A 25,087-nucleotide genomic window follows, 5' to 3' on the forward strand; every position below is an offset into this window, starting at 1 on the left:
GGGGCTGCGGGCGCGTCCGCGGCGAGCGGCGCGGGGGCGGGCGCATCCGCCGCGAGCGGCGCCGGGGCAGGTGCGGGTGCCGGTGCGGCCTCCGCTGCCTTGCCCGGCTCCTGCTGACCGGCTGCCGGAGCCGCCTCGCCGCCCTTCTCCATCGAGATGCCCGACGAGCCGCCCGGAACATCCGGAACGCCCTCCGCAGGCGCGCCCGCTGCGCCCTCGTTCTCGGTGCTCACAGCTCTCTCCTCATCAGTGCACATCAGTTCGGTGTGGTGGAGTCCACGTCGCCCCACAACCAGCTTTTCCCAACACGCGTCAGACCACCGTAAGCGGACCCTGTGCCCCACGGCAGCAGACCTTTACTCCGGGCACTCCCCGTCAAAAAGGACCGCATGCGTGAGGGTGCCGAGCGATGGCACGATAACGCGGTGACCTATGCGCACCCGGCCCGGGACCTCGGCCCCGAGCGCCGCCCGCTCGCCGTCGTCGCCCACCGCGGCGCCTCCGAGGACGCCCCGGAGCACACCCTGGCCGCGTACCGGAAAGCGATCGAGGACGGCGCGGACGCGCTGGAGTGCGACGTGCGGCTCACCTCCGACGGCCACCTCGTCTGCGTGCACGACCGCCGCGTCAACCGCACCTCCAACGGCCGCGGCGCCGTCTCCGCCCTGGAGCTCGCCGATCTCGCCACCCTGGACTTCGGCTCCTGGAAGGCCGACGTCTCGGCCACCGAGGCCCCGGACCTCGACGCGACGTCCGTGCTCACCCTGGAGCGCCTGCTGGAGCTCGTCGCCGACGCGGGGCGCCGCGTCGAGCTCGCCATCGAGACCAAGCACCCCACCCGCTGGGCCGGTCAGGTGGAGCAGAAGCTGCTGGAGCTGCTGGGCCGCTTCGGCCTCGCCGATCCCCCGGCCGGCGCCCCCTCGCCCGTACGGGTCATGAGCTTCTCCGCGCGCTCCCTGCACCGCGTCCAGCTCGCTTCCCCCACCCTGCCGACCGTCTATCTGATGCAGTTCGTGTCGCCGCGCCACCGGGACGGGCGCCTGCCCGCGGGCGTCCGCATCGCCGGCCCGAGCATCCGCATCATCCGCAAGGACCCCGGCTACGTCGCCCGGCTGCACGACGCGGGCAACGAGGTGCACGTCTGGACGGTGAACGAGCCCGAGGACGTGGAGCTCTGCGCGCGCCTCGGCGTCGACGCCCTGATCACGAACCGGCCCAAGCGCGTGCTCACCCAGCTCGGCCGCTCGTAGGCCACCCGTAAGCCACCCATAAGCCCCGCAAGCCGATCGCACTCCGCTAAGCCGATCGCATTCCGCCCCATTACATGGAGTGCACCGGCGCGTTCGGTGCGTGTTCGAGTCGCCCGAGTGCCCCCGGCGGGTGCGGGATGGCCGGTTTCCGGTCCAGTCCATTGGGGCATCCATCCCCTGACGTGGGGCAAAGGAGGTCTCGGGGGTGGCGTTGGTGGTGGCACAGGAGGTGCCCACGTCGTCGATCATGGCCGTACCCCATGGTCCAACCGGTGTGGGCCAGGCAAGACACCGGATGCGCAAGGATCTGCGCATCATCGGGGTACCGGATTCGGTCATCGACGACGCAGTACTGATCCTCTCGGAGCTGCTCAGCAATGCGTACCGGCACGGACGCCCGCTGAGCGCCGCGGGAGGCATCCGCAGAGACGAGGACGAGGGGGAGAACGACGGGGGAATACGTGCCGCGTGGAGAGTGGACGCCCACGGCCGGCTCACGGTCGAGGTGACGGACGGCGGGGGCCCGACCCGCCCGGTTCCGGCCACGCCTTCGGTGACCGCCCGCGGAGGCCGCGGGCTCAACATCATCAGTGCCCTCTCCCTGGACTGGGGCGTCCGTGACGCGGCCGGTGAGGTGACAGTGTGGGCAGCGCTCTCGGCTCACGACAGCTTCGCTACGCGCGTTGAGACGGAGCCGGACGTGACGACAGGCGCGAAGACAAGCGCGAAAGCAGGCGCGAACACAAGCGCCAAGACGAGCGCGAAGACGGGCGCAGGCCCCCGGCTGGCATTCGCAGACATCGACGAGCTGACATGACGGCGGCGTGACGCGCGTAGACCCCCGCGCAAGACGGGACAGCGCCCGCGTACCGCCCTGACCTCCAGGGCCGGTGGGCCCCGTACCCCGGAGCCGGGTCTCCGCGGGCGAGCGGCACCCCACCACCGGCCGGCCGTGCCGCACTCCTCCCGACGCCCCGCGCGTGCCCGTTCCGGCCGCAGCACCGAGCGCTAGGCTCGCGCCCGTACGAGCTGTACGAGCCGTACGGTCCGAACCGTACGCACGCAGCCGTACGCAACGAGCTGTACGCACCTGCTGCACCGATCGGGAGACACGCACGCCATGGCCAAGAAGCGCCGCCCCCAGACCAAGGCCGCAACGCCGCAGGCCGTCGACGGTCCGATCCCCGTCGTCGGCGCCCGTGAGTCCTGCCCGTGCGGTTCGGGCCGGCGCTACAAGGCCTGCCACGGCCGTGCGGCCGCGCACGCCGCCACCGAGCTCGTCCAGCGGCCCTTCGAGGGGCTGCCCGGCGAGGCCGACTGGGTCGCGCTGCGCGAGCTCGTGCCCGCCGCGACGGTCGAGCTCACCCTCAAGGGCGGGCTGCCGGAGGGCGTCCCGTCGGTGACGCTGGCCACCGTCCTGCCGATGGCCTGGCCCGCCCTGCGCCGCGACAACGGCGCCGTCCTGCTGGGCCTGCAGAACGACACCGCCTCCGGCGACCTCAGCCGCGACCTCGCGGACACCCTCCGGCGCGCCCTGACCGCCGCGCCGGGCAGCCCGGTGACCGCCGGCCGCGCCGAGGCCGACGGGCCGCGCCTGCAGGATCTGCTGGACCCCGAGGGCCCGTTCGAGCCGATCGTGCACACGGGCTTCGAGTTCTGGGTCGAGAACGCCGAGAACGCCACCGGTGAGGTCGCCGCCTCCCTGGATCGCGCCAACGCCGCCGCCATCCCGACGGTCCGCCTCTCCGGCGTCGACGCCGCGTACTGGTGCGAGACCCCGGAGAAGAACCACCTCCGCTGGGTGATGACCCACCCCGAGGAGCAGCTTCTGGACGCTCTGGCCCGGCTGCACGCCGCGGGCACCTCCTCGCTCGGGGAGGACACGCGTCTGGTCGGCTCGTTCCGGGCGCACGGGCTGACCGTGCCCGTGTGGGACCTGCCGGGCACGATGCGCGCGGAGGACACCGAGAAGCCGGCCGCCGCCTTCGCGGAGCGGCTGGCCACGGCCCTCGCCGACACCTCTCCGCTCTCGGGCGACGAGCGCCGGGCGCGCAGCGGGCTCACCAGCCGTCAGATCACCCTGAACTGACGCCGGTCGGCCGGCGCGGTCCCCGGACCGCGCCGTGACCGGGTGCGGAGCGCCACCTTCCAGGCAGCGGAGTAGTTGATTCCGGGGGCTAATCAGGAGCTGTTTACGTGACTCCTGTCACAACTCCCGCTGTCAGCCCGGAAATACGCGTCCGGAAATCCACGATCGAATTTGCGAACGGCCAATCTCTTGTTACCGTTCTAGGAGCCCGGTCGCTGGTGCATCCCCCGTCGCCAGCGACCGGGCGTTTCCATGCCCGGAACCCCGCCGGAAACGCCGCCGGAACCGCCGGCCGGCTCCACGGTGAGCGGCCGAGGCCATCAGCCGGTCTCCTCCGTCGAGTTGCTCCCCGAACGCAGCAGCAGCTTCCCGTCCCCGGAAGTGTCCTCCGAGGCGATCTCCGCAACGGCCGTGTACAGATCCTCTCCACGCGCCTCCGCCCGCGCCGCGTCCGCGCCCCGCACCGTCCGCGCACGGGGCGTCTCACACCCGTCGGGGTCGTCCGAGGCGGTCGTGCGGCAGTGCACCTGCACGGTCCGGCCGTCAGGGCCCATGAGGGTCAGAACGGCCCGCAGGGGGGCGCCTGTCGCGTTGCGGTAGTACGTACGGGCCCAGGTCTCGTTCCCCTGCTCCAGGACGCACGTCTGGGCCTCCACGCCCTCCGGCGAGGTGAGTTCGGGACCGCACCGCGCCGTCGCCGAGACCGCCGGGCCGCGCCCGGGCCCCGCCAGCGGCGGCGAAGCCGACGGCCACCCGCCGGCCGTACCGTCCGGGCCGCTGTTCAGGTCTCGGCCGAGATCCTTGTCCAGGCCCTTCCCGAGGCCCTCGCCCCGGTCCCGGCCGAGCTCCGGACCGGCTTCCCCGCCCGGCTGCTTGCCGGCCTCCGCGGCCGAGCTCTTGCCCAGCCCTTTACCCGGCTCCAGGCGTAGTCCGCTGTCGGCGCCCGACCGTTTCCCGGAGCTCTCCCCCCGGGCGGCCTCGGGGCCCGACAGGCCCACGGGCCCGGCCGTGGCGGCCGCCAGCGGCAGGACGACGGCCAGCGCCACGACGCTCGCGAGCGCGACCATACGGAGGTTGGCCCCCCGCGCATCGCCCGGCTCCGCGGGCACCCTCGACCCACCGGGCACTTTGGGCACACCGGACGCAGACGCACGCACCATGGGGACCACCTGAGACTCGCCGCGCGGACGCTGAATGGATCGCGGGGACGGCTGGGACGGCTCGGAGCACCCCGCCCTGCGGGACGCCCCGGCCTGATCGACGGGACCCGGCCGGCACCATCCGGTCCAGGTCCTCACCCGAACATAGCGGTCAGAACAGGGCTGTCCCCGGGGCCGCGCGGTGGAATCCCGCAGAACTCGGACGGGCTTACACCCGTACGAGTGAGAGCGCGTGCGTCTCCCGTCCGTACGCGCTCTCCATGTGCTCGTCGTGCTCGTCGTGCTCGTCGTGCTCCCGGTGTGCCGGTGCGCCTGCCGCGCCCGTCACGCCCTACGCGATCGCCTCACGCACTCGTCGCGCCCGTCGCGCTCAACGTGCTCGGCGTCGTGCCCGTCTCCCGCAGCAGCGCGCGGGGTTCCCCGTGCGGGCAGTCACCGAGATCAGAACGCGAGCCGGCTGCCACCGCCCGCCGTCCCCGTGCCGGCGGTCTCCTCGACGAGCACGTCGACCAGAGAAGACACGTCCGGCAGCCACGGCCGCGCGGGCCCGGTCGTACGTTCCTTACGCTCCCCGCGCCCCGCTCGATCAGCGCGGAACGTACGGATTCCGCCACCGAAGGCGCCCTTGACAAGTTCGGTGCTGCTGCCCGGCTGCGGAGCCCGCTCCCAGCGCACCCGGCCCGCCCCCGTGGGCGAGGGCGGCAGCGCCACGAAGCCGCCCTCCCCGTGGAAGAGCAGCGAACCGGGCACCCAGTCCTGGCGGTGGAGCAGCTCGCCGAGGACCTCCAGGGAGTAGGGGGCCACGAGCAGCGCCCACCGGGTGGGGGTGGCGACCACGGGCCCGAGGCGGATGCCCGCGCGGTCGAACGCGGCGAGGGCGCGGGCGCCGGCCACCGCGGGCAGGCTCACGGCGCACGGCGCGCGGCCGCCCGTGGCGAGCACCACCGGTGCGTCGGGCCGGTTGGTCCACCACCAGCGGACCATCCTGGCGTCCGTGGTGGCCGCCAGCAGCCCCGGGTCGAAGGGGTGGGCGCCGGGGGCCGCGCAGTCGGGCTGCGGGCAGCTGCACCGGCGCACGCGCCCGCCGTCGGCCCGCAGGCCCGCGCCGGGCAGCACGGGCCACTGCCATTCGGTCGCATAGGCCAGGGCCGCGGAGAGGACCGCTGACCGGTCGCCTCGCCTGAGCGAGAGCTTGCGTCGCCTTCCGAGGATCTCGCGCATGAGCGCTCGTTCCTTTCCGTGAACGCCGAAGTCGGGGACCCCTGCCGGTGAGCAAGAGCCGTATCGCGCTGATGGTGATCCGAGCTGCGTACGGAGCGAGCCGTACGGGTAGTGCGATGGAGCGGGGCCGTACCGGGCTCCCGCACAGCCCCGCGTGTTCGTGCACGGCACTGCGGGACTGCCTGCTGGAACTGCACCTGAACTGCTTCCGGGCCGCGTCCGGACTCCATGGCACTACGGCCCGACATGGCGCGCCGCTCAACACGCCGTGGCTCTCACCAAGCCGGCACACCACGTGGTGGATCACAAGTCACTGCTTGTACAACGCAGCGCATCACGCCACGGGCCGAGCGTGAAACATGGCGGGGGGTGGCGCGCGCATGGCGCTTCGTGCTGAGCCTGTCGCCCCTCGCCGACGGCGTCTCCCCATCGCCCTCGGGTGCGGGCGCGGCCGTCGCCGGTTAAGACGCTCGGGCCCGCCGCCGGGTTCCGGGGCGGCCCCAACTGCCCCTGCCCTTCTCCGTGTACGTACCCACCGGGGTGGACATGACGCGCTGTCGAGCAACGTCAGTCGACCGCAAATCCATGGCCTCGGGACCATTTTCCGGCCAAGTTTGAAACCCCATAGACACCACCAATCCCACCGGTTCAATGCTGGACATCTCCTTGCCCGGGCGTGTACATGTGGAGCACCGATAGCGCGCAACGCGACAGGGGGTTTGCGATGCTATTCATGAGAAAACACAGGTCAAGACGGTGGTCAAGAGGGAGCGGCGAAGTGCCGCGGGCCCTGGTGCGCACGGCCGCCCCGAGCACCGCGCCGCAGACCGGTCCGGGCAGCCGGCCATGACCACGCCCCACCTGCCGAAAGTGGCCGGAATCAATCCTCCGGTCACGCCCCCCGCGCAGACTCCGGCCCCCACATCCGCAGCCTCCTCCGCAGATCCCCTCTCCCCCGCCGCGCCCGGTACGTCCGGAACGGAAGGCTCGGAGGGAGCAGAGGGATCAGGGGGCCCGGACGGAGCAGGCGCACCGGCCGGCACCGGTGCCCCCGCCGGCCCTTCCGGGACGGTCTCCGCCGCCGGCTCCGCCGCCCTGTGCGGGCCGCTCCTCCCCGCCCCCAACGCCCTCGTCCAGGACCGCCTCGCGGGCTGGATCTCCGACCTCACCACGCTCCAGGACCTCACCGAGCAGCTCACCCGCACCGCCGGCCTCGACGCCGCCCTGCACGAGGCGCTGCGGGCGGGCGCGGCGCTCGTCGGCGCCCGCCGCGGCCTGGTCACCCTGCACCCGGCCACGGGCCCCGGCCACGACCGCCCCGTCACCGTCGGCTTCGGCCTGGACCACGCGGACCTCGGCCACATCGAGACCATTCCGGAGGCCGGCCGCGCGGGCGGCGCCCGGTCCGCCGACCCGGGCCCGCCGGAGACCGGCCGCCGCACCCGCCGCACCGTGGCGCCGCACCCGGAGGCTTCCCCTCCGCAGCCCGCCTACGGCCGGCTGTTCGACGACCTCCCGCCGGCCGGCTCCCGCAGCGGCACCGCCCACCCCGACATCGCCGCCGACGAGGCCCTCGACCCCCGCCACCGCGAGGTCGCCGCCCGCCTCGGCTACGGCGCGAGCTACGCCGTACCGCTGGAGACCGAGCACGCGGGCCGGATCGGGGCGGCCGTCTGGCTCTACGACGAACCGGCCGAGCCCAGCGAGCGGCAGCGCCACCTCGTCGGCCTCTACCGCGACCACGCCACCGAACACCTCGCCCGCCAGCTCGAACTGGCCGAGGCCCGGCGGACCGTGGCGACCCTCCGCGAGGAGCTGCTGCCGAGCCGGCTGCCGCGGACGCCCGGCATCCGGCTGGCCGTCCGGCACCGCACCGGGCCGCTCGGCGGCGGCGACTGGTACGACGCGCTGCCGCTGCCCGAGGGCGCGCTCGGCCTCACCGTGGGCGGAGTGAGCGGTTCCGGCCCGGGTGCCGTGGCCGCCATGGGGCGGATGCGGGCCTCCCTCCGCGCGTACGCCGTCATGGAGGGGGAGGACCCGGTCGCGGTCCTCTCCGACCTCGAACTCCTGCTGCGGCTCACCGAGCCCTCCCGCGCCGCGACGGCGATCTTCGCGTACTGCGAGCCGCCCGACCGCAAGGTCGTCCTGGCGGGCGCGGGCCACTGCCCCCCGCTGATCATCGGCGACCACCGCGCCGAGTTCGTCGAGACCTCGCTGTCCGCGCCGCTCGGGATGCTGGCCTGCTGGGAGGCGCCCAGCGTGGAGATCGAACCGGCGCCCGGAGAAACGCTCCTCTTCTACAGCGACGGACTGCTGCACCGCACCGGTCAGCCGATGGACCGCGCCTTCGCCCGGCTGCGCACGGCCGCCGCCGGCGTCCCGAAGGCGGCGCGCAGGGACCCGGACGCCGTCGTGGACCACGTGCTGCGTACCGTGCTGCCGCAGGAGGACCACGGAGAGTGGGAGGGAAGCGAGGACGTCGTCCTGCTCGCGGCCCACTTCGACTGATTGCCGTGCCACCTTCGACTGATGCCGTGACCCTTCGGCTTCGACTGATGCCGTGCCCCTTCGTCCGCCGCCCTCTCTACCCCCTCCCTCTCTTTACTCGGCCCCTCTCCCCTTCCTCTGATTTTCCCCACAGTTTCCTCGTATTTCGGTCGCACATACGATGGAAAGCGCCCCGTCCGAGGAGGAAAAGCAGTGACCGAGCAGCAGCCCGCGCCCGAGAACCCCGAAGGCGACGAGCCGATCAAGCAGCGGAAGAACGGCCTCTACCCGGCCGTCTCCGACGAGCTGGCCGCCAACATGAAGACCGGCTGGGCCGACACCGAGCTGCACGACCTGCAGCCCGTGGAGCAGGCCCCGCACACGGCCCGCCGCCGCGCCGCGCTCTCCGCGCGCTTCCCCGGGGAGCGCCTGGTGATCCCCGCCGGAAACCTGAAGACCCGCTCGAACGACACCGAGTACGCCTTCCGCGCCTCCACGGAGTACGTGTACCTCACCGGCGACCAGAGCCAGGACGGCGTCCTCGTCCTGGAGCCCACCGGCGCCGAGGGCCACCGGGCGACGATCCACCTCCTGCCCCGCTCCAACCGCGAGAACGGCGAGTTCTGGCTCGACGGCCAGGGCGAGCTGTGGGTCGGCCGCCGCCACAGCCTCTCCGAGGCCGAGCAGCTGCTGGGCCTGCCCGCCGCGGACGTCCGCGAGCTCCCCGCCGCGCTGCGCGAGGCCACCGGCCCGGTGCGCGTGGTCCGCGGCCACGACGCCGGCGTCGAGGAGGCCCTGACCGACAAGGTCACCGCCGAGCGCGACGAGGAGCTGCGCGTCTTCGTCAGCGAGCAGCGGCTCGTGAAGGACGCCTTCGAGATCGGCGAGCTGCAGAAGGCCGTCGACTCCACGGCGCGCGGCTTCGAGGACGTCGTGAAGGTCCTCGACAAGGCCGAGGCGACCTCCGAGCGCTACATCGAGGGCACGTTCTTCCTGCGCGCCCGCGTCGAGGGCAACGACGTCGGCTACGGCTCGATCTGCGCCGCCGGCCCGCACGCCACGACCCTGCACTGGGTGCGCAACGACGGTGCCGTCCGCTCCGGCGACCTGCTCCTGCTGGACGCGGGCGTGGAGACGAACAGCCTCTACACGGCCGACATCACCCGCACGCTGCCGATCAACGGCACGTACACCGAGCTCCAGCGCAAGATCTACGACGCGGTGTTCGAGGCCCAGGAGGCCGGCATCGCGGCGGTGAAGCCGGGCGCCAAGTACCGCGACTTCCACGACGCCGCCCAGCGGGTCCTCGCCGAGAAGCTCGTCGAGTGGGGCCTGGTGGAGGGCCCGGCGGAGCGCGTCCTGGAGCTGGGCCTGCAGCGCCGCTGGACCCTGCACGGCACCGGCCACATGCTCGGCCTGGACGTCCACGACTGCGCGGTCGCCCGCACCGAGTCGTACGTGGACGGCGTCCTGGAGCCGGGCATGGTGCTCACCGTGGAGCCCGGGCTGTACTTCCAGGCGGACGACACGACCGTCCCCGAGGAGTACCGCGGCATCGGCGTCCGCATCGAGGACGACATCCTGGTGACCGAGGACGGCAACCGGAACCTCTCCGCGGCGCTGCCGCGGGCGGCGTCGGACGTCGAGGCGTGGATGGCGTCCCTGAAGGGCTGACGCCCCGGCGTGTGCCGTGGTCCCGCTCGGCGCGGGGCCACGGCACGCTCCGCTTCGCCTCCTGCGGTGGTACGCCGGAGGCCTGTGAGCGCATCATGGCCAGAAGAGGCGCACCCAGGGAGGTGTGAGGGCCATGGGCAAGTTCATGGACGTCCATCACGGCATGCAGGGCATCACCGCAGATCAGCTCAAGGAAGCGCACCGCAGGGACCTGGCCATCGAGGCGGAGGAAGGCGTGCACTTCGAGCAGGCGTGGGCGGACCCGAAATCGGGCACGGTCTACTGCCTGTCCGACGCGCCGTCGGCGGACGCGGTCAAGCGGGTACACGCCCAGGCGGGCCATCCGGTCACGGAGGTCCACGAGGTGTCGCTGACGGTCTCCTGACCGGAGCCGGGGCTCCGGGCGCTCACGCCGCGCGGGTCACGCCGCGCAAGTCACAACGTGCGGGTCACGACGCGCGGAGCAGCGCCGCGTCCTCTCTCCACTTGAGGATCTTGTCGAAGGTGACGACGGCTCCCTGCCGGCCCGGGCGGTTGCGGACGCGGACGTGGTCGGTGAGCGACTCGATGAGGAAGAGGCCTCTGCCGTGCTCGTCCTCGGCGGGGGCGAGGGGCCTGGGAGGCTGCGGGAGCCGGCTGCGGCGCTCGTGCGAGCGGGGCTGCTCCGGGAAGCCGGGGCCCGAGTCGGTGACCTCGATGCGGCAGGTGTCGCCGTCGATGAACGCCGTGACGAGGTAGCCGGTCGAGGAATCGCCGCCGTGTTCGACGGCGTTCGCACACGCCTCGCTCAGCGCGAGCGAGAGATCATACGAGATGTCCGGGTCGACGCCGGCCGTCTCCATGGCGCCCACGAGCAACCGCCGCGCGAGCGGAACGCTCGCGGCCTCGCGCCGCAGATGGAGTGACCACCAAATGCTCATGCTCAGCCTCCTGGCCGCGGCTCGACATACCGATACGTATAGCCAGCACTGACGCCCCGTAAGCCTCCCGAGTGTGTGAGACCGCTCATTCGGACGACGCGCCCGGCGGATGCATCGGTGTATGGCGGCGTACGGGAGTGCGCCGGTGCGCCCCCTCCGGGTGGAGATCGAGCGCCCCCTGCCGTAGGGGAGGAGTAAGCCCGGTGGGATGATGGCGCAGCCATGTCTCACCCCGTCGGGCGTGTCGGCGCCGATCTGCGACTGATCCGGGCCGCGGTGTTCACCGCGGTCTGCGTTCTGCTGTCCGCGGGCGGGCATGTGCTGGCTTCCTGTGCGCGGGTGCCGCTGTGGACCCTCGCGGCCGGTTTCCTGGCCGTGTTCGCCCTGGCCGTGCCGCTGGCGGGGCGGGAGCGCTCGCTGCCGTCGATCGCGGCCGGCCTGGCAGCCGGTCAGCTCGCGCTGCACACGCTCTTCGCCGTCGGCCAGCAGACGGCCGGCGCGGCGCCGCGGCAGACCTCCGGCGAAGGCCGGATGATCGACTTCGCCGCGAAGCTGGTCTGCAACCAGCCGCAGCTGATGTCCGCCTCCGCGGCTCGCCGGGTCATCACCGACGCCGGCCTCGACCCGGCCGTCCACCCCCTGCAGCCGGGCGCCGCGGCCGCGGCCGCCGGCCCGGCCACGGGAATGCACGGCGGCATGGCCTCCGGCTCACTGCTCGACGCGCTCCCCCTCTCGCTGCCGATGCTCCTCGGCCACCTCCTCGCGGCCCTGGCCGCGGGCTGGCTGCTGCGCCGCGGCGAAGTGGCGCTGTGGCGGGTGGTCGCGCTCTCGGAGCAGTCGGCGCGCGAGGTCGCGGAGACCGCGATCGTCCAGGCCCTGCGCACCGCCTTCGCGCTCGCCGGTGCCCTGCACGAGCTGTCCGCCGGGAAGCCGGCGGCCGCCCTTGCTCGTACGGACACGGCCGAGGAGCGCCCCGCGGCGGAGCCCGCGCTCCAGCACTCCGTGATCAGGCGGGGTCCGCCGGTCCTCGCCCTCGCGGCCTGACGACGCACCACCGCCGTATCTCCGGCGTCCCCGACGTTCCCTTCCTCCAGCCGATGAGCGCCCCGGTTCCTCCGAGCGCGCTCGCGTACGGCTGCGCCTGCCCGCGTTCCGGCGGGCCGGGCAGGGAGACGTCCCGGGCAGGAGGGCGGTCGCACCGTTGTCGTCACCACCGCACGCGTGCCACCCCTCCCCTTGTGATCCCTTTGATCCCTCCTGCCCCTGGAGTGTCCCCATGAACGCCTCCGCTCGCCTGCGCCGCCTCCCCGTCATCGGCGCCGTCGCCGCCGGCGCCGTCCTGCTGCTCGCCGTCCCCGCCTCCGCGCACGTCAGCGTGCAGCCCGGCACCGCCGAGAAGGGCGGCTACAGCACCATCGCCTTCAAGGTGCCGAACGAGAAGGACAACGCCTCGACCGTGAAGCTGGAGGTCACCCTCGACCCCAAGCACCCGCTCGCCTCGGTGATGCCCCAGCCGGTCCCCGGCTGGGAGGTGAAGGTCGAGAAGGCCAAGCTGGACAAGCCGCTGCAGATGCACGGCAAGACCATCGAAGAGGCCGTCAGCAAGATCACCTGGACCGGCGGCAAGATCGAGCCGGGCCAGTTCCAGCAGTTCCCGCTGTCCGTCGGCAAGCTGCCCGACGACGCCGACGAGCTGGTCTTCAAGGCGCTCCAGACGTACTCCGACGACGACGTCGTCCGCTGGATCGACCCGTCCAAGCCGGGCGGCGGCGAGGCCGAGCACCCGGCTCCCACGCTGAAGCTCGTCGCCAAGGGCGCCGCCGCCGGCAAGGGCGACGACGACCACCACGACGACGACAAGACCAGCGGCAAGAAGGACGCGGACGGCAAGACCGAGAGCGCCTCCGCCGCGTCGGACAAGGGTGACGGCGGCAGCGACACCACCGCGCGCGTCCTCGGCGTCGTCGGCATCGTCGTCGGCGCGGCGGGCGTCGCCTTCGGCCTGATCGCCGGACGCCGCCGCTCGGCCTGACGCACGGCCACCCGGCGCACGGCCGTGTGACGCACGGCCACCCGGCACACAGCCGCCTGTCCTACGGGCGCCCCGCACACAGCCGCCTGCCGGACGGCCGCCCCACGTACGGAACGGCCGGGTGCGGGCCCGCCTCCGAGCGAGCCCGCACCCCGCCCCGCACCACCGACCCACCCCTGGAGAAGAGCTCCATGCGCACCAGAATCCTGGGCGCGGCGCTGGCCACGGCCGCCGCGCTCACGCTGACCGCCTGCGGCGGCGGCTCGGACGACGGCGGCGACAAGCCCGTCGCCGACGTCTCCGCCACGCCCAAGAAGGCCGCGATCACGCTGGACAGTCCGAAGGCCAAGCCGGACCTGGTCCTCACGGACACGAACGACAAGAAGTACGAGCTGGTCAACGAGACCAAGGGGCGGCCGCTCCTGCTCTACTTCGGCTACACCTACTGCCCCGACGTCTGCTCCACCGTCGTCGCCGATGTCGCCGCGGCCGAGAAGACCCTGCCGAAGGAGGACCGGGAGAAGCTCCGGGTCGTCTTCGTCACCACCGACCCGGAGCGCGACACGCCCAAGCGGATCCGCGAGTGGCTGGACGCCCAGGGCGGCCAGGACATAGTCGGGCTCACCGGCGACTTCGACACCATCCAGGCGGCGGCGAAGGGCATCGGCATCTTCGTCGAGAAGCCGAAGAAGGAGAAGGACGGCTCCATCACCGTCAGCCACGGGGCCGAGGTCGTCGGCTTCTCGCCGAAGGACGACGGCGGCCACTGGATCTACACGACCGAAACCACCAAGGACCAGTACTCCAAGGATCTCCCGAAGATCATCAAGGGGGAGAACCCGTAATGCGCAAGATCACCGCCGCCACCGCCGCCGCCCTGCCGCTCGTCCTCGCCGGAGGGCTCCTGCTGCTCACCGGCTGCCAGTCCGAGAAGGACGCCCTGGCCTCGGACAAGCCCGGGCTGTCCGTCAGCGGCGCCTACCTGCCGCAGCCCGCGATGACCGACATGGCCGCGGCCTACCTCACCGTCACCAACGACGGCGCCAAGGCCGACCGGCTCACCAAGGTCACCAGCCCGCTCTCCGGCGACATCACCATGCACACCACCGAGGGCTCGCAGATGAAGCACGCGACCTCGCTCGACGTGCCGGCCAAGGGCGAGCTCAAGCTCACCCGCGGCGGCACGCACCTGATGCTCGGCAAGCTCGACCACAAGCCGAACGTCGGCGAGAAGGTCGAGTTCACGCTGCACTTCGCCACCGCCGGGCCGGTCAAGGTCCAGGTGCCCGTGGAGTCCACGACGTTCCGTCCCAAGGACTGACGAAGGACTGACGTGCGATGAAGACCCTGACCGCCGGGCGGCTGCTGCCTGTCCTCGGCACACTGCTCGCCGCGCTGCTGTGCGCGCTCGGGCCCGGCGCGGGCAGCGCCTCGGCACACGCCGCGCTGACCTCGACCGACCCGGCCTCGGGCTCCGTGGTGCCGGCCGCGCCCCGGCAGGTGAAGCTCACCTTCTCCGAAGGCGTCCTGCTGAGCGCGGACTCGGTGCGGGTCCTGGACCCGCAGGGCAGGCGCGTCGACGAGAGCAAGCCCGCCCACGCCGACGGCAAGTCGAACACGGCCGTTGTCGGGCTCGCCGGCGGGATCGCCGACGGCACCTACACGGTGGCCTGGCAGGCCGTCTCCGCGGACAGCCACCCGGTGGCCGGGGCCTTCACCTTCTCGATAGGCGCGCCGTCGAAGACGGTGGCCGAAGTGACGACCGCCGAGGCCGGCCCGGTCGTCGACGCGCTCTACACGACCGGCAGGTACGCGGCCTACGCCGGCTACCTCCTGCTCGTGGGCGGCTGCGTCTTCGCGGGCGTGTGCCGCTCCTCCCGGCCCGTGCAGCGGATCGCGGTCGGCGGCTGGATCACCCTCTTCGCCGCGACGTCGGCGCTCCTGCTGCTGCGCGGCCCCTACGCCGGCGGCAAGGGGCTCGGCTCGGCCTTCGACCTCACCCTCCTCGGCGACGTGCTGGCCACCAAACCGGGCGCGGCACTGCTGTCGCGCCTGCTGCTGCTGAGCGCCGCGGCTGTGTTCCTGGCCGTGCTGTTCGGTTCGTACGCCCGTGAGGACGGCGACCGCACCCGCATGGAGCGCCGCGACGTCGCCTACGGGCTCGCGATCGGCGGCACCGTCGTCGCCGTCGGGCTCGCGGCGACCTGGGCGATGGCCGAGCACGCTTCGGCAGGCCTCCAATCGTGGCTCGCCATGCCGGTCGACGTCCTGCACCTGCTGGGCGTCGCGGTGTGGCTCGGCGGCCTCGCCGCGCTGCTCGCCGCACTGTGGTCGGGAGAGCCGGTGCGCCGCGCGGAGGTGCAGCGCTTCTCCCGGCTCGCCTTCGCCTCGGTGTGCGTCCTGGTGGCGACCGGGCTCTACCAGTCCTGGCGCCAGGTCGGCTCGTGGGGCGCGCTCACCGGTACGGAGTACGGCCGCTGGCTCCTCCTCAAGGTCGCGCTCGTGGCGGGCATGGTCGTCCTCGCCTCCTTCTCGCGGCGCTGGACGGGCCGTCTCACCGACGGCCGCCCGGCTCCGAAGAAGCAGGCCCCGGCGGTCAGGGCGGTCCAGGCGGCCACGGGTGCGGCCAAGGCGGCGAGGCCGTCCCGGAAGGACAAGGACGCCTCTCCCGAACGGGCCGCCCAGCTCGCGCGCCAGCGCGAGGCCCTGGAGAAGGCCGCCGGGCGGCGGCAGCGCGACGCCGACGAGGGCCGCAGCGGACTGCGCCGCGCCGTCCTGGCCGAGGCCGGGGTCGCCGTCGTCCTGCTCGCCGTCACCACCCTGCTCACCGGCACCCAGCCGGGCCGGGCCGAGACCGAACAGCGCCAATCGGCGGCATCCGGCGGAGCCCGCACCACGGCCCCGGCCGCTTCGGGCCCGGCCGAGACCCGGATCCCGTACGACACGGGTGGCACGAACGGGCGAGGCACGGCCCTCATACGTATCGACCCGGCCCGCTCGGGCAACAACTCCATCGACGTCTCCGTGACCGACCCGGCCGGCAAGGCCGTGGACGTACCGGAGCTGGAGGTGTCCTTCACCGAGAAGCAGAAGAACATCGGCCCGCTGCGCACGGCCCTCAAACGCACGTCCGCCGGGCGCTGGCAGGCCACCGGCTTCCAGCTGCCCATGGCCGGCACGTGGCAGCTCACCCTGACCGTACGGACCTCCGACATCGACCAGATCACGGAGATCAGGAACGTGAAGATCAACTGATGGCTGAACGATCCCAGGATTCCCAGGACACACAGCAGGGCGCGCAGCGGCCCCCGAAGGCGGAGCCGTCTTCGAAGGGTGAGCCCTCGAAGGCAGGCGGCGTCAGCCGCCGCCGGCTGCTCTGCACGGCCGGCGCCGCGGGCGCGGCCGGGCTCGTCGCGGGCGGCGCGGCCGGGGCATTCGCCGCGGAGACCGTCCGCAAGGACCCGGCACCGCTCGACGGCGTCGGCTCCGCGAGCAGACCCTTCCACGGCGAGCACCAGGCCGGCATCGCCGACCCCGCACAGGCGTGCGGTCACCTCATCGCGTTCGACCTCGCGCCCGGGGCGGACCGCAAGGCCGCCGCCGCGCTGCTGCGCCGGTGGTCGGACACCGCGGCCGACCTCATGGCCGGAAAGACGCCCAAGGGGGACGACTCCGGGGTGGCGCTCGACGCGGGCCCCTCCTCGCTGACCGTCACCTTCGGCTTCGGCCGGACGTTCTTCGACCGGACCGACCTCACCGCCAAGAGGCCCGAGGCGCTGGAGCCGCTGCCCGACTTCACCGCCGACGCGCTCGACTCCAAGCGCAGCAACGGCGACCTGTGGGTGCAGATCGGCGCCGACGACGCGCTCGTCGCCTTCCACGCGCTGCGGCTGCTCCAGCAGCAGGCCGGGAGCACCGCGCGGCTGCGCTGGCAGATGAACGGCTTCAACCGGACGCCGGGTGCCACCGCCCAGCCGATGACCGGCCGGAACCTGATGGGCCAGATCGACGGCACGAACAACCCCAAGCCGTCGGAGGCGGGCTTCGCGGCCAAGATCTACGTGCCGCAGGACCGCAGCGGCGCGGACGAGTGGATGGCGGGCGGCTCGTACGCGGTGGTCCGGCGCATCCGCATGCTGCTCGACAGCTGGGACCACCTCTCCCTGGAGCGCCAGGAGAAGGTGGTCGGGCGCCGGAAGTCGGACGGCGCTCCGCTGTCCGGCGGCACGGAGACGACCCGGCCGGATCTCAACAAGGTCCAGCCGGACGGGTCGCTGGCGATCGCCGGCGACGCGCACATCCGCGTCGCGTCGCCGGCGTCGAACCGTGGCGCGACGATGCTGCGGCGGGCGTTCTCCTACCATGACGGCTTCCTCGACGACGGGGCTCCGGACGCGGGTCTGCTGTTCGTGGCCTGGCAGGCGGACCCGATGAAGGGGTTCGTGCCGGTGCAGCGGAAGCTGGACCGCGGAGACGGCCTGTCCCGCTTCCTGCGGCACGAGGCGAGCGGCCTCTTCGCGGTGCCGGGCGGCTGCGAGCCGGGCGAGTACGTGGGACAGCGGCTGCTGGAGGGCTGACGGCCCGGCCTCGGACGCTCGGTATCGTGGCGAGACACCGGACGATCGAGGAGCCAGCGTGATGTCGGCCAGCCGCTACACCTATCTCGGCCCCGAGGGCACGTTCACCGAGGCCGCCCTGCGGACGCTGCCGGAGGCGGCGACGCGGGAGCTGGTGCCGATGGTGTCCGTGCCCGCGGCGCTGGACGCCGTGCGCAGCGGCGAGGCGGCGGCCGCCCTCGTGCCGATCGAGAACTCGGTGGAGGGCGGCGTCACCGCCACGCTCGACCAGCTCACGACGGGCTCCCCGCTGATGATCTATCGCGAGGTGCTGCTGCAGATCACGTTCGCGCTGCTCGTCCGGCCGGGGACGCGGCTGTCGGACATCAAGACCGTGACCGGCCATCCCGTGGCGCAGCCGCAGGTGCGCAAGTGGCTCGCCGCGCACCTGCCGGACGCGCTGTGGGAGTCGGCGGCCTCCAACGCGGACGGCGCGCGCCTGGTGCAGGAGGGGCGCTTCGACGCGGCCTTCGCCGGGGAGTTCGCGGCGGCGACGTACGGGCTGGAGCCGCTGGTCACCGACATCCACGACGCGCAGAACGCGCAGACCCGGTTCGTGCTGGTGGGCCGTCCGGCCCGGCCGGCGGCGCGGACGGGCGCGGACAAGACGTCGGTCGTGGTGTGGCTGCGCGAGGACCACCCGGGCGCCCTGCTGGAGTTGCTGCAGGAGTTCGCGACGCGGGGGGTGAACCTGATGCTCATCCAGTCGCGGCCGACGGGCGAGGGCATCGGCAACTACTGCTTCGCGATCGACGCGGAGGGGCACATCGCCGACCGGCGCGTCGGCGAGGCGCTGATGGGCCTGCACCGGATCTGCCCGCAGGTGCGGTTCCTCGGCTCCTATCCCCGCGCGGACGCGACTCCGGCGGAGGTCGGTCCCACGCGCTACGGCACGTCCGACGAGGAGTTCGTCACGGCGGCGGACTGGCTGGCGCGCTGCCAGGACGGCCGCGCCTAAGGAGTCGACGGCCGTGCCTGAGGAGATCGGGGCTTCGTTGTCCACGCTTCGACGGTAGCCGTCGGCGCCGACATCCCCAGAGTTATCCACAGGCGGTTCTCGACCTGGGGATAAGTCGACAGATTGAGGCGGGGCAACGGTCCCGCGAATCGGTCAAGGTCGACAAATCGCTCTAGCCACAGGGCCGTCATCCACAGCACCTAGGTCCACCCGATCGAGCTGCGCCCTCGCCATTCGTCAGCGGAATGTCTGCGAATAACCCTTTGGGGCGAGGCAATACCACCCGAATGAGTGGCCGAGCGAGGTTTGACCAAGGAATACACGGCGCGGGACAGAAGCGGACGGAACGTTCGATTCCGGCGTCCACAGATTTCACGCACAGCCTGTGGACAAAGAAAGCGGAGGGATCTCCTCCTGTGGACAAGAACCGGGCCAACTCCGGCCGCCCACAAGCCGATCAGCGGCTCGCGGCACCGCTATGCCCGCTTTTCAGCAAAAGCGCACCCATTCTCGTCACCACTCCCCCGGAACCCTTTCCGGCACTTCACGATCACCCGGGCTGCTGATTATGCACAGCCTTTTCTGATCGCCCAAAATAGGGCAAACCGCCACCAAAAGGAATATGCCGTCGAGTGATCGCGTGCGCAACGGTAGCCTGGAGGGGTGATTGACCTTCGCCTGCTTCGTGAGGACCCCGACCGTGTGCGCGCCTCCCAGCGCGCCCGTGGAGAGGATGTCGACGTCGTCGACGCTCTTCTCTCCGCCGACGAACGGCGCAGGTCGTCCAGCGTCCGCTTCGACGAACTCCGCTCCGAGCAGAAGGCGCTCGGCAAGCTCATCCCCAAGGCCTCCGGCGACGAGAAGGCCGCGCTGCTGAAGAAGGCCGGCGAGCTGTCCGCCGCCGTGAAGGCCGCCGACGCCGAGCAGGACGAGGCCGCCGCCGAGGCGCAGCGCCTGCTGCTGCAGATCGGCAATCTGGTCCACCCCGACGTGCCGCTCGGCGGCGAGGACGACTTCGTCGTCCTGGACACCGTGGGCACCCCGCGCGACTTCGCCGCCGAGGGCTTCGAGCCCAAGGACCACCTGGAGCTCGGCCAGCTGCTCGGCGCGATCGACGTCGAGCGCGGCGCCAAGGTCTCCGGCTCGCGCTTCTACTACCTGACGGGTGTCGGCGCGCTGCTGGAGCTCGCGCTCGTCAACGCCGCCATCGCCCAGGCCACGGCCGCCGGCTTCACCCCGATGCTCACGCCCGCGCTGGTCAAGCCGCGCGCCATGGAGGGCACGGGCTTCCTCGGCCAGGCCGCCCAGGACGTCTACCACTTGGAGAAGGACGACTTCTACCTGGTGGGCACGTCCGAGGTGCCGCTCGCGGCGTACCACATGGACGAGATCCTCGACGCCGACCAGCTGCCGCTGCGCTACGCCGGCTTCTCGCCGTGCTTCCGCCGCGAGGCCGGCACGTACGGCAAGGACACCCGCGGCATCTTCCGCGTCCACCAGTTCGACAAGGTCGAGATGTTCTCCTACATCGCGCCGGAGGACGCCGAGGCGGAGCACGACCGCCTGCTGGAATGGGAGAAGCAGTGGCTGACGAGCCTGGAGCTGCCCTTCCAGGTCATCGACACCGCCACGGGTGACCTCGGCGCCTCGGCCTCGCGCAAGTTCGACTGCGAGGCGTGGATCCCCACCCAGGGCAAGTACCGCGAGCTGACGTCGACGTCCAACTGCGACGAGTTCCAGGCCCGCCGCCTGTCCGTCCGGATGCGCGACGGCAAGACCGTCAAGCCGCTGGCAACGCTCAACGGCACCCTGTGCGCGGTGCCGCGCACGATCGTGGCGCTGCTGGAGAACCACCAGCAGGCCGACGGCTCGGTGCGCGTCCCCGAGGTGCTCCGTCCGTACCTGGGCGGGCGCGAGGTGCTGGAGCCGGTCGCCAAGTGAACCCCGCCGCGGCCGAGCTGCCGTACCGCCTCGTCGCGACCGACCTCGACGGCACCCTGCTGCGCTCCGACGAGAGCGTCTCGGAGCGCACCCGGGCCGCCCTGAAGCTGGCCACGGAGGCGGGCGCCGCGCACATCGTCGTGACCGGGCGGGCCGTCCCGTGGACGCGGCACATCCTCCAGGAGCTGGACTACCAGGGCCTGGCGGTGTGCGGACAGGGCGCGCAGGTCTACCACGCGGGCGAGCACCGGCTGCTGACGTCGGTGACGCTGGACCGGCGGATCGCCGGGCTGGCCGTCGCCAAGATCGAGGCCGAGACCGGTCCGCTGCACCTCGCCGCGGGCCGCGACGGCCTCGACGGCGAGGTGCTGGTCACCCCGGGCTACCGCGTCCAGGAGGGCCCGCTCCCGGCCGTCCTGACGCACGACCGGGACGAGCTCCTGGCCGAGCCGCTCAACAAGCTCTATCTGCAGCACCCCGAGCTCGGCGACGACGACCTGGCCGCCGCCGCCCGTGCGGCCGCGGGTGACCTGGTCGGGGTGACGATGGCGGGCGAGGGCGTCGTGGAGCTGCTGCCGCTGGGCCTGAGCAAGGCCACCGGGCTGTCCCTGGCCGCGCGCCGGCTCGGGATGAAGGCCGCCGAGACGATCGCCTTCGGCGACATGCCCAACGACATACCGATGTTCGGCTGGGCGGCGCACGGCGTGGCCATGGCCAACGCCCACCCGGAGCTGCGGGCCGTCGCCGACGAGGTCACCGCTTCGAACGAGGACGACGGGATCGCCGTGGTCCTGGAGCGCCTGTACGGCTGAGGCCGCTCCGGCCCGCCCGGCCGGAGCCGCGTCCGACGACGACCGCCGCCCGCCGCAGGGCTCCGGGAACGCACCGGAAGTCCCACGGCGGGCGGCCGTGCGTGAACTGCCGGCAGCCCAGCCCGATCGCGGCGGCGACCGCGTGCCCCACGTCCGTGAAGGTGCCTCCCGTGACCAGCGGGACGGCGAAGAACAGCACCACGCCGGCGAGGTAGACCCACCGCCACGGCCGCGGCATCCGGTACGTGAGGATCCCGGCGGCCGCCGCGAGCCCGTACGAGACGCCTATGTCGACCACTCTCTTCATCGACCGCGGCAGTGAGTGGTCCTCTATCGACAGCAGCACGATCTCCTGGCTGATGAGAGTGGCCGCGATGTGCGCGAAGCCCACGGTGAACAGCCAGCGGGCGGTGCCGGTCCAGCGCTCGACGTTCGCGTGCAGCACCTCGAAGAGCGCCGCGTAGAGCAGGAACGACGAGGGGTTCTCGATCCAGAACCCGCTGATCAGGAGCGACTGCAGCGGGTGCTTGGTGAGCTGGTGGATGTTGCTGCTGTTGCGGTGCAGCAGGAACGTCTCCAGGTCCTGGCCGGCCGCGGCGATCACGAGGCTGGTGATGCCGATGACGAGCAGCCAGATGTGCGTCCCTGGCGAGGAGGCGATCCAGGAGCGCAGCCCGGACCACGCCGGCGAAGCGGCCCGGACGGCGGCGGCCGGCCACCGGCCGGACGCGCCGGAGCCGCGGCGCTCGTCCCGTCCACGCACCCTTCGACCGTAGCCGCTCGGTCCCGGGGCCGCCCCGGGGAAGGAGTTGTAGGATGACTGGGCAATCGGGTGAATCGTGTGCGGCCGAGGCCGGGACCGGAGGACGAATGGCACTGCGGGCAGCGGGACGGCAGTCCCTCGTGGACACCGTCGTGGAACAGTTGCGCGCCCAGGTCGCGGCCGGCGAGTGGAAGATCGGCAGCCGCATCCCGACCGAGCACGCGCTCGCCGAACAGCTCCAGGTGGGCCGCAACACCGTCCGCGAAGCCGTCCGCGTCCTCGTGCACGCCGGAATGCTGCGCTCGCGGCAGGGCGAGGGCACCTTCGTGGTCTCCATGGCCGACCCGGCCGAGATCATGCGCGGCGTGCAGCGCGCGGGCGTGCGCGACGTGCTGGAGCTGCGCATCGCCCTGGAGGCCGAGGCCGCGCGGCTCGCCGCCCTGCGCCACGAACCCGCCGACCTCGCCCGGATGAAGGCCGCCCTGGACGCCCAGACCGCCTTCGAGGACCCCGAGGGCCAGCCCGACTCCGGAAACCTGGAGCTCTACGCCGACCACGACGTCGAGTTCCACCGCGCGGTCGTGGAGGCCGCGCACAACACCGCGCTGACCGCGACCTACGCCTGGTTCAGCAGCTCCGTCCGCGAGGCGCTGGTCACCGCGCTCGGCGACCGCGACATGCCGCGCATCATCCACGGCGACCACCACGCCCTCATGGACGCCATCGCCTCCGGCGACCCCGAGGCCGCCGCGCGGGCCGCCAGGGAGCTCCTGGAGCGCCCGAAGCAGGCCGTGGAGAGCCTCCTCGCCGAGAGCTGACCCCAGCTCGCCCCAGCCCCATCGCACGACCCTGGAAAGGCACCCCATGTCGGAAACGAGGCCGGACACACTCGACCCCCTGATAGACGCGGAAGCGGACCTCGCTCCCGCGCCGGCCGTGGCCGCCGCCCGCCGCACCCTGCGCGCCCACCCGGCGCTCCTCATGGCGGGCATCGTCCTCGCCTCGCTCAACATGCGGGCCGCCCTCGCAGGGGTCTCGCCCCTGATGGGCGAGATCGGCGACCACTTCCACCTGGCGGCGGCAGCGAGCAGCCTGGTCACCACCATTCCCCTGATCTTCATGGGCCTGGGCTCGATCGCCGCGCCGAAGCTCGCCCGCCGCTGGGGCACGGAGGCCGTCCTGTGCGGCGCCCTCCTGCTGCTGTGCGGCGGCATCCTGCTGCGCGTCGCGCCCCCGGTCGTGGCCCTGTTCGCCGGCTGCGCGCTCGTCGGCACGGCCATCGCCCTGCTCAACGTCCTGATGCCCGGCCTCGTGAAGCGCGACTTCCCGGACCGCGCCGCGAGCATGACCGCGCTGTACTCGACCACGCTGATCCTCGGCGCCACCGGTTCGGCCGCCCTGTCCGTGCCGCTGGAGGACGCCCTGGGCGGCTGGCGGGGCTCCCTGGCCTCCTGGGCGCTGCTCGCCGCCGTGGCGGCCGTCGTCTGGATCCCGCAGGCCGTCATCGCGCGCCGCGGCACCCGGCACGGCCGGGCGGCCGCAACCCCCGTGCCGGCGGCGCAGAGCGGGCCGAAGCTGACCCGGTCGCCCATCGCCTGGCAGGTCACGCTGATGATGGGCACCCAGTCGCTGGTCGCGTACGTGTGCATCGCCTGGATGCCGACGGTGTTCACCGACCACGGCATGAGCAAGAGCGAGGCCGGCATGGTCTACGCCTTCTACACGCTGGTGCAGATGGCCGGTTCGTTCGTGGTGCCCATGGTGGCCGGGCGGCTGCGCGACCAGCGGGCGCTCGGCGCGGGTGTAGTCGTCCTCATGGCCGCCGGAGTGACCGGTCTGCTCACCGCCCCCGTGGAGGGCGCCTGGGTCTGGGCGACGCTGATGGGCGTGGCGCAGGGCGGTCTGCTGGGCCTCGCCCTGACACTGATGGTGCTGCGCACGCGGGACGCCCACACGGCGTCCCGGCTGTCGGGCATGGCGCAGACGTGGGGCTATCTGCTCGCCTCCGTCGGCCCGTTCGCGATCGGTGCGGTCCACCAGGCGACGGACAGCTGGACGCTTCCGATCGCCCTGCTGCTCGTCGCCTGTGCGGCGCTGCTGCTTCTCGCGATGGGCGCCGGGCGCGATCGGAAGATCTGAGACGTTGGGTGGGCAGGAGGCCCTCCGGGGCCTCCCCACCCGTCGTGAGGAGACCGCTGCCCATGCACGCCGCTCACCGCATCACCGTCCCGGCCGAACTCGTCGGCTTCCACGAGAACTACGACGGGGAGGAGGGCCGCTCCTGGATCGCCGCGCTGCCGGAGCTGGCCGGCCGGTTCCTCGACCACTGGGGCCTGCGGCTCGACGGGCCCGCCTCGCACGGCATGGTCGCGCTCGTCCTGCCCGTGCTGCGCGAGGACGGCACCCGGGCGGCGCTCAAGCTCCAGCCCGTCACCGACGAGAGCGTCGGCGAGCCGGCGGCGCTGCGGGCCTGGGACGGCGACGGGGCGGTCGCGCTCCTCGACCACGACGAGGCGACCGGCACGATGCTGCTGGAGCGGTTGGACGCAAACCGTTCACTCTTGTCCATACGCGATGCCGAGGCGTCGCTGCAGACGCTCTCCGAACTGCTGGCCCGGCTGCTGACGGCTCCCGTGCCCGCGGGGCTGCGGTCCCTCGCGGACGTCGCCGGGGCCATGCTCAAGGAGGTGCCCGCGGCCCTGCCGGAGCTGCGGGACGCCTCGGAGCGGCGGCTGGTGGAGTCGTGTGCCGCGGCCGTGCGGGAGGTCATCGGCGAGCCCGGTCACCAGCTGCTGCACTGGGACCTCCACTACGACAACGTCCTCGCACCCGTGCCGGGCTCCGCCCGCGAGCCGTGGCTCGCCATCGACCCCAAGCCGCTGACGGGCGACGCCGGTTTCGAACTGCTGCCCGCGCTGCACGACCGGTGGGACGACATCACCGCGACCGGGAACGTGGAACGGGCCGTGCTGCGCCGCTTCGACCTGATGACCGAGGTGCTGGGCCTGGACCGGCAGCGCGCGGCCCGCTGGACGCTGGGCAGGGTGCTGCAGAACGCCCTGTGGGACGTCGAGGACGGCGAGGACGCGCTCGCGCCCGAGCAGGTGGAGATCGCCCGGGCGCTGCAGCGGTGCGTCATACGGGGCTGAGCCCCGCGGAGTGAA

23 protein-coding genes are annotated in these 25,087 nt (G+C 72.7%); 18 read left to right on the forward strand and 5 right to left on the reverse strand.

The window, feature by feature from the left end; translation table 11 throughout:
• On the reverse strand, positions 1-233 hold a 233-nt coding region (locus B7P34_RS37300; protein ID WP_435693950.1), incomplete at its 3' end, for a hypothetical protein.
• 192 nt (positions 234-425) lie between these two features.
• Here B7P34_RS37300 and B7P34_RS06330 point away from each other — a divergent pair.
• The 3 genes from B7P34_RS06330 to B7P34_RS06340 all read left to right on the forward strand — a co-directional run bounded on the left by B7P34_RS06330 (position 426) and on the right by B7P34_RS06340 (position 3,339).
• Positions 426-1,250, forward strand: a complete 825-nt coding sequence (locus B7P34_RS06330) for a glycerophosphodiester phosphodiesterase (RefSeq protein ID WP_223267561.1) — start codon at positions 426-428, stop codon at positions 1,248-1,250.
• Positions 1,251-1,455: 205 nt separating this feature from the next.
• Positions 1,456-2,067 (forward strand): ATP-binding protein, encoded by a 612-nt coding sequence (locus tag B7P34_RS06335; RefSeq protein WP_223267562.1) that lies wholly within the window; start codon positions 1,456-1,458, stop codon positions 2,065-2,067.
• A 303-nt stretch (positions 2,068-2,370) separates the two neighbouring features.
• Entirely contained in the window at positions 2,371-3,339 is a 969-nt protein-coding gene (locus tag B7P34_RS06340) for a DUF5926 family protein (protein ID WP_106674807.1), read from the forward strand.
• Positions 3,340-3,659: 320 nt separating this feature from the next.
• Here the strand turns inward: B7P34_RS06340 and B7P34_RS06345 are convergent, their stop codons facing one another.
• Positions 3,660-4,406, reverse strand: coding sequence for a hypothetical protein (locus B7P34_RS06345; protein ID WP_106674808.1), 747 nt, complete (start codon positions 4,404-4,406; stop codon positions 3,660-3,662).
• A 534-nt stretch (positions 4,407-4,940) separates the two neighbouring features.
• Complete coding sequence (locus B7P34_RS06350) at positions 4,941-5,720, reverse strand: bifunctional DNA primase/polymerase (RefSeq protein ID WP_106674809.1); 780 nt, start codon at positions 5,718-5,720, stop codon at positions 4,941-4,943.
• A gap of 846 nt (positions 5,721-6,566) precedes the next feature.
• Between B7P34_RS06350 and B7P34_RS06355 the strand changes: the two genes are divergently transcribed.
• The 3 genes from B7P34_RS06355 (at position 6,567) to B7P34_RS06365 (ending at position 10,266) form a co-directional block, all read left to right on the forward strand.
• The gene (locus tag B7P34_RS06355) at positions 6,567-8,228 is read left to right on the forward strand and encodes a PP2C family protein-serine/threonine phosphatase (protein WP_106674810.1); all 1,662 of its coding nucleotides are present in this window, start codon (positions 6,567-6,569) and stop codon (positions 8,226-8,228) included.
• A gap of 192 nt (positions 8,229-8,420) precedes the next feature.
• Positions 8,421-9,881, forward strand: coding sequence for an aminopeptidase P family protein (locus tag B7P34_RS06360; RefSeq protein WP_106674811.1), 1,461 nt, complete (start codon positions 8,421-8,423; stop codon positions 9,879-9,881).
• Positions 9,882-10,014: 133 nt separating this feature from the next.
• Entirely contained in the window at positions 10,015-10,266 is a 252-nt protein-coding gene (locus B7P34_RS06365; protein ID WP_106674812.1) for an SCO4226 family nickel-binding protein, read from the forward strand.
• 64 nt (positions 10,267-10,330) lie between these two features.
• On the opposite strand, the gene B7P34_RS06370 is transcribed toward B7P34_RS06365, so the two are convergent.
• Positions 10,331-10,801 (reverse strand): ATP-binding protein, encoded by a 471-nt coding sequence (locus tag B7P34_RS06370; protein WP_106674813.1) that lies wholly within the window; start codon positions 10,799-10,801, stop codon positions 10,331-10,333.
• 222 nt (positions 10,802-11,023) lie between these two features.
• Here B7P34_RS06370 and B7P34_RS06375 point away from each other — a divergent pair, with 222 nt between their 5' ends.
• The 9 genes from B7P34_RS06375 (at position 11,024) to B7P34_RS06415 (ending at position 21,160) form a co-directional block, all read left to right on the forward strand.
• Entirely contained in the window at positions 11,024-11,845 is an 822-nt protein-coding gene (locus B7P34_RS06375; protein ID WP_189382531.1) for a hypothetical protein, read from the forward strand.
• Positions 11,846-12,077: 232 nt separating this feature from the next.
• On the forward strand, positions 12,078-12,833 hold the full coding sequence (locus B7P34_RS06380; protein WP_106674814.1) for a YcnI family copper-binding membrane protein: 756 nt from the start codon (positions 12,078-12,080) through the stop codon (positions 12,831-12,833).
• 191 nt (positions 12,834-13,024) lie between these two features.
• On the forward strand, positions 13,025-13,678 hold the full coding sequence (locus tag B7P34_RS06385; protein WP_106674901.1) for an SCO family protein: 654 nt from the start codon (positions 13,025-13,027) through the stop codon (positions 13,676-13,678).
• Complete coding sequence (locus tag B7P34_RS06390) at positions 13,678-14,154, forward strand: copper chaperone PCu(A)C (protein ID WP_106674815.1); 477 nt, start codon at positions 13,678-13,680, stop codon at positions 14,152-14,154. The genes B7P34_RS06385 and B7P34_RS06390 overlap by 1 nt, the downstream gene beginning before the upstream one ends.
• A 17-nt stretch (positions 14,155-14,171) precedes the next feature.
• Positions 14,172-16,088: a copper resistance protein CopC gene (locus B7P34_RS06395; RefSeq protein WP_106674816.1), complete on the forward strand. Its 1,917-nt coding sequence runs from the start codon at positions 14,172-14,174 to the stop codon at positions 16,086-16,088.
• Positions 16,088-17,410, forward strand: coding sequence for an iron uptake transporter deferrochelatase/peroxidase subunit (gene efeB / locus B7P34_RS06400; RefSeq protein ID WP_106674817.1), 1,323 nt, complete (start codon positions 16,088-16,090; stop codon positions 17,408-17,410). Before B7P34_RS06395 ends, efeB begins: the two co-directional genes overlap by 1 nt.
• Positions 17,411-17,471: 61 nt before the next feature.
• Positions 17,472-18,407: a prephenate dehydratase gene (pheA, locus tag B7P34_RS06405; RefSeq protein ID WP_030366763.1), complete on the forward strand. Its 936-nt coding sequence runs from the start codon at positions 17,472-17,474 to the stop codon at positions 18,405-18,407.
• Between the two features lie 663 nt (positions 18,408-19,070).
• The gene (gene serS / locus B7P34_RS06410) at positions 19,071-20,348 is read left to right on the forward strand and encodes a serine--tRNA ligase (protein ID WP_106674818.1); all 1,278 of its coding nucleotides are present in this window, start codon (positions 19,071-19,073) and stop codon (positions 20,346-20,348) included.
• Entirely contained in the window at positions 20,345-21,160 is an 816-nt protein-coding gene (locus B7P34_RS06415; RefSeq protein ID WP_106674819.1) for an HAD family hydrolase, read from the forward strand. Before serS ends, B7P34_RS06415 begins: the two co-directional genes overlap by 4 nt.
• On the opposite strand, the gene B7P34_RS06420 is transcribed toward B7P34_RS06415, so the two are convergent.
• Positions 21,102-21,923: a rhomboid-like protein gene (locus B7P34_RS06420; protein WP_223267563.1), complete on the reverse strand. Its 822-nt coding sequence runs from the start codon at positions 21,921-21,923 to the stop codon at positions 21,102-21,104. The two genes, B7P34_RS06415 and B7P34_RS06420, sit on opposite strands and share 59 nt — an antisense overlap.
• Before the next feature lie 107 nt (positions 21,924-22,030).
• Between B7P34_RS06420 and B7P34_RS06425 the strand changes: the two genes are divergently transcribed.
• The 3 genes from B7P34_RS06425 (at position 22,031) to B7P34_RS06435 (ending at position 25,072) form a co-directional block, all read left to right on the forward strand.
• Positions 22,031-22,741: a FadR/GntR family transcriptional regulator gene (locus B7P34_RS06425; RefSeq protein ID WP_106674820.1), complete on the forward strand. Its 711-nt coding sequence runs from the start codon at positions 22,031-22,033 to the stop codon at positions 22,739-22,741.
• 46 nt (positions 22,742-22,787) lie between these two features.
• On the forward strand, positions 22,788-24,062 hold the full coding sequence (locus B7P34_RS06430; protein WP_106674821.1) for a CynX/NimT family MFS transporter: 1,275 nt from the start codon (positions 22,788-22,790) through the stop codon (positions 24,060-24,062).
• Positions 24,063-24,124: 62 nt separating this feature from the next.
• Positions 24,125-25,072, forward strand: a complete 948-nt coding sequence (locus B7P34_RS06435; RefSeq protein ID WP_106674822.1) for an aminoglycoside phosphotransferase family protein — start codon at positions 24,125-24,127, stop codon at positions 25,070-25,072.
• Positions 25,073-25,087: the final 15 nt, after the last annotated feature.

The organism is Streptosporangium nondiastaticum (assembly GCF_003011965.1).
GTDB lineage: Bacteria > Actinomycetota > Actinomycetes > Streptomycetales > Streptomycetaceae > Streptomyces > Streptomyces nondiastaticus.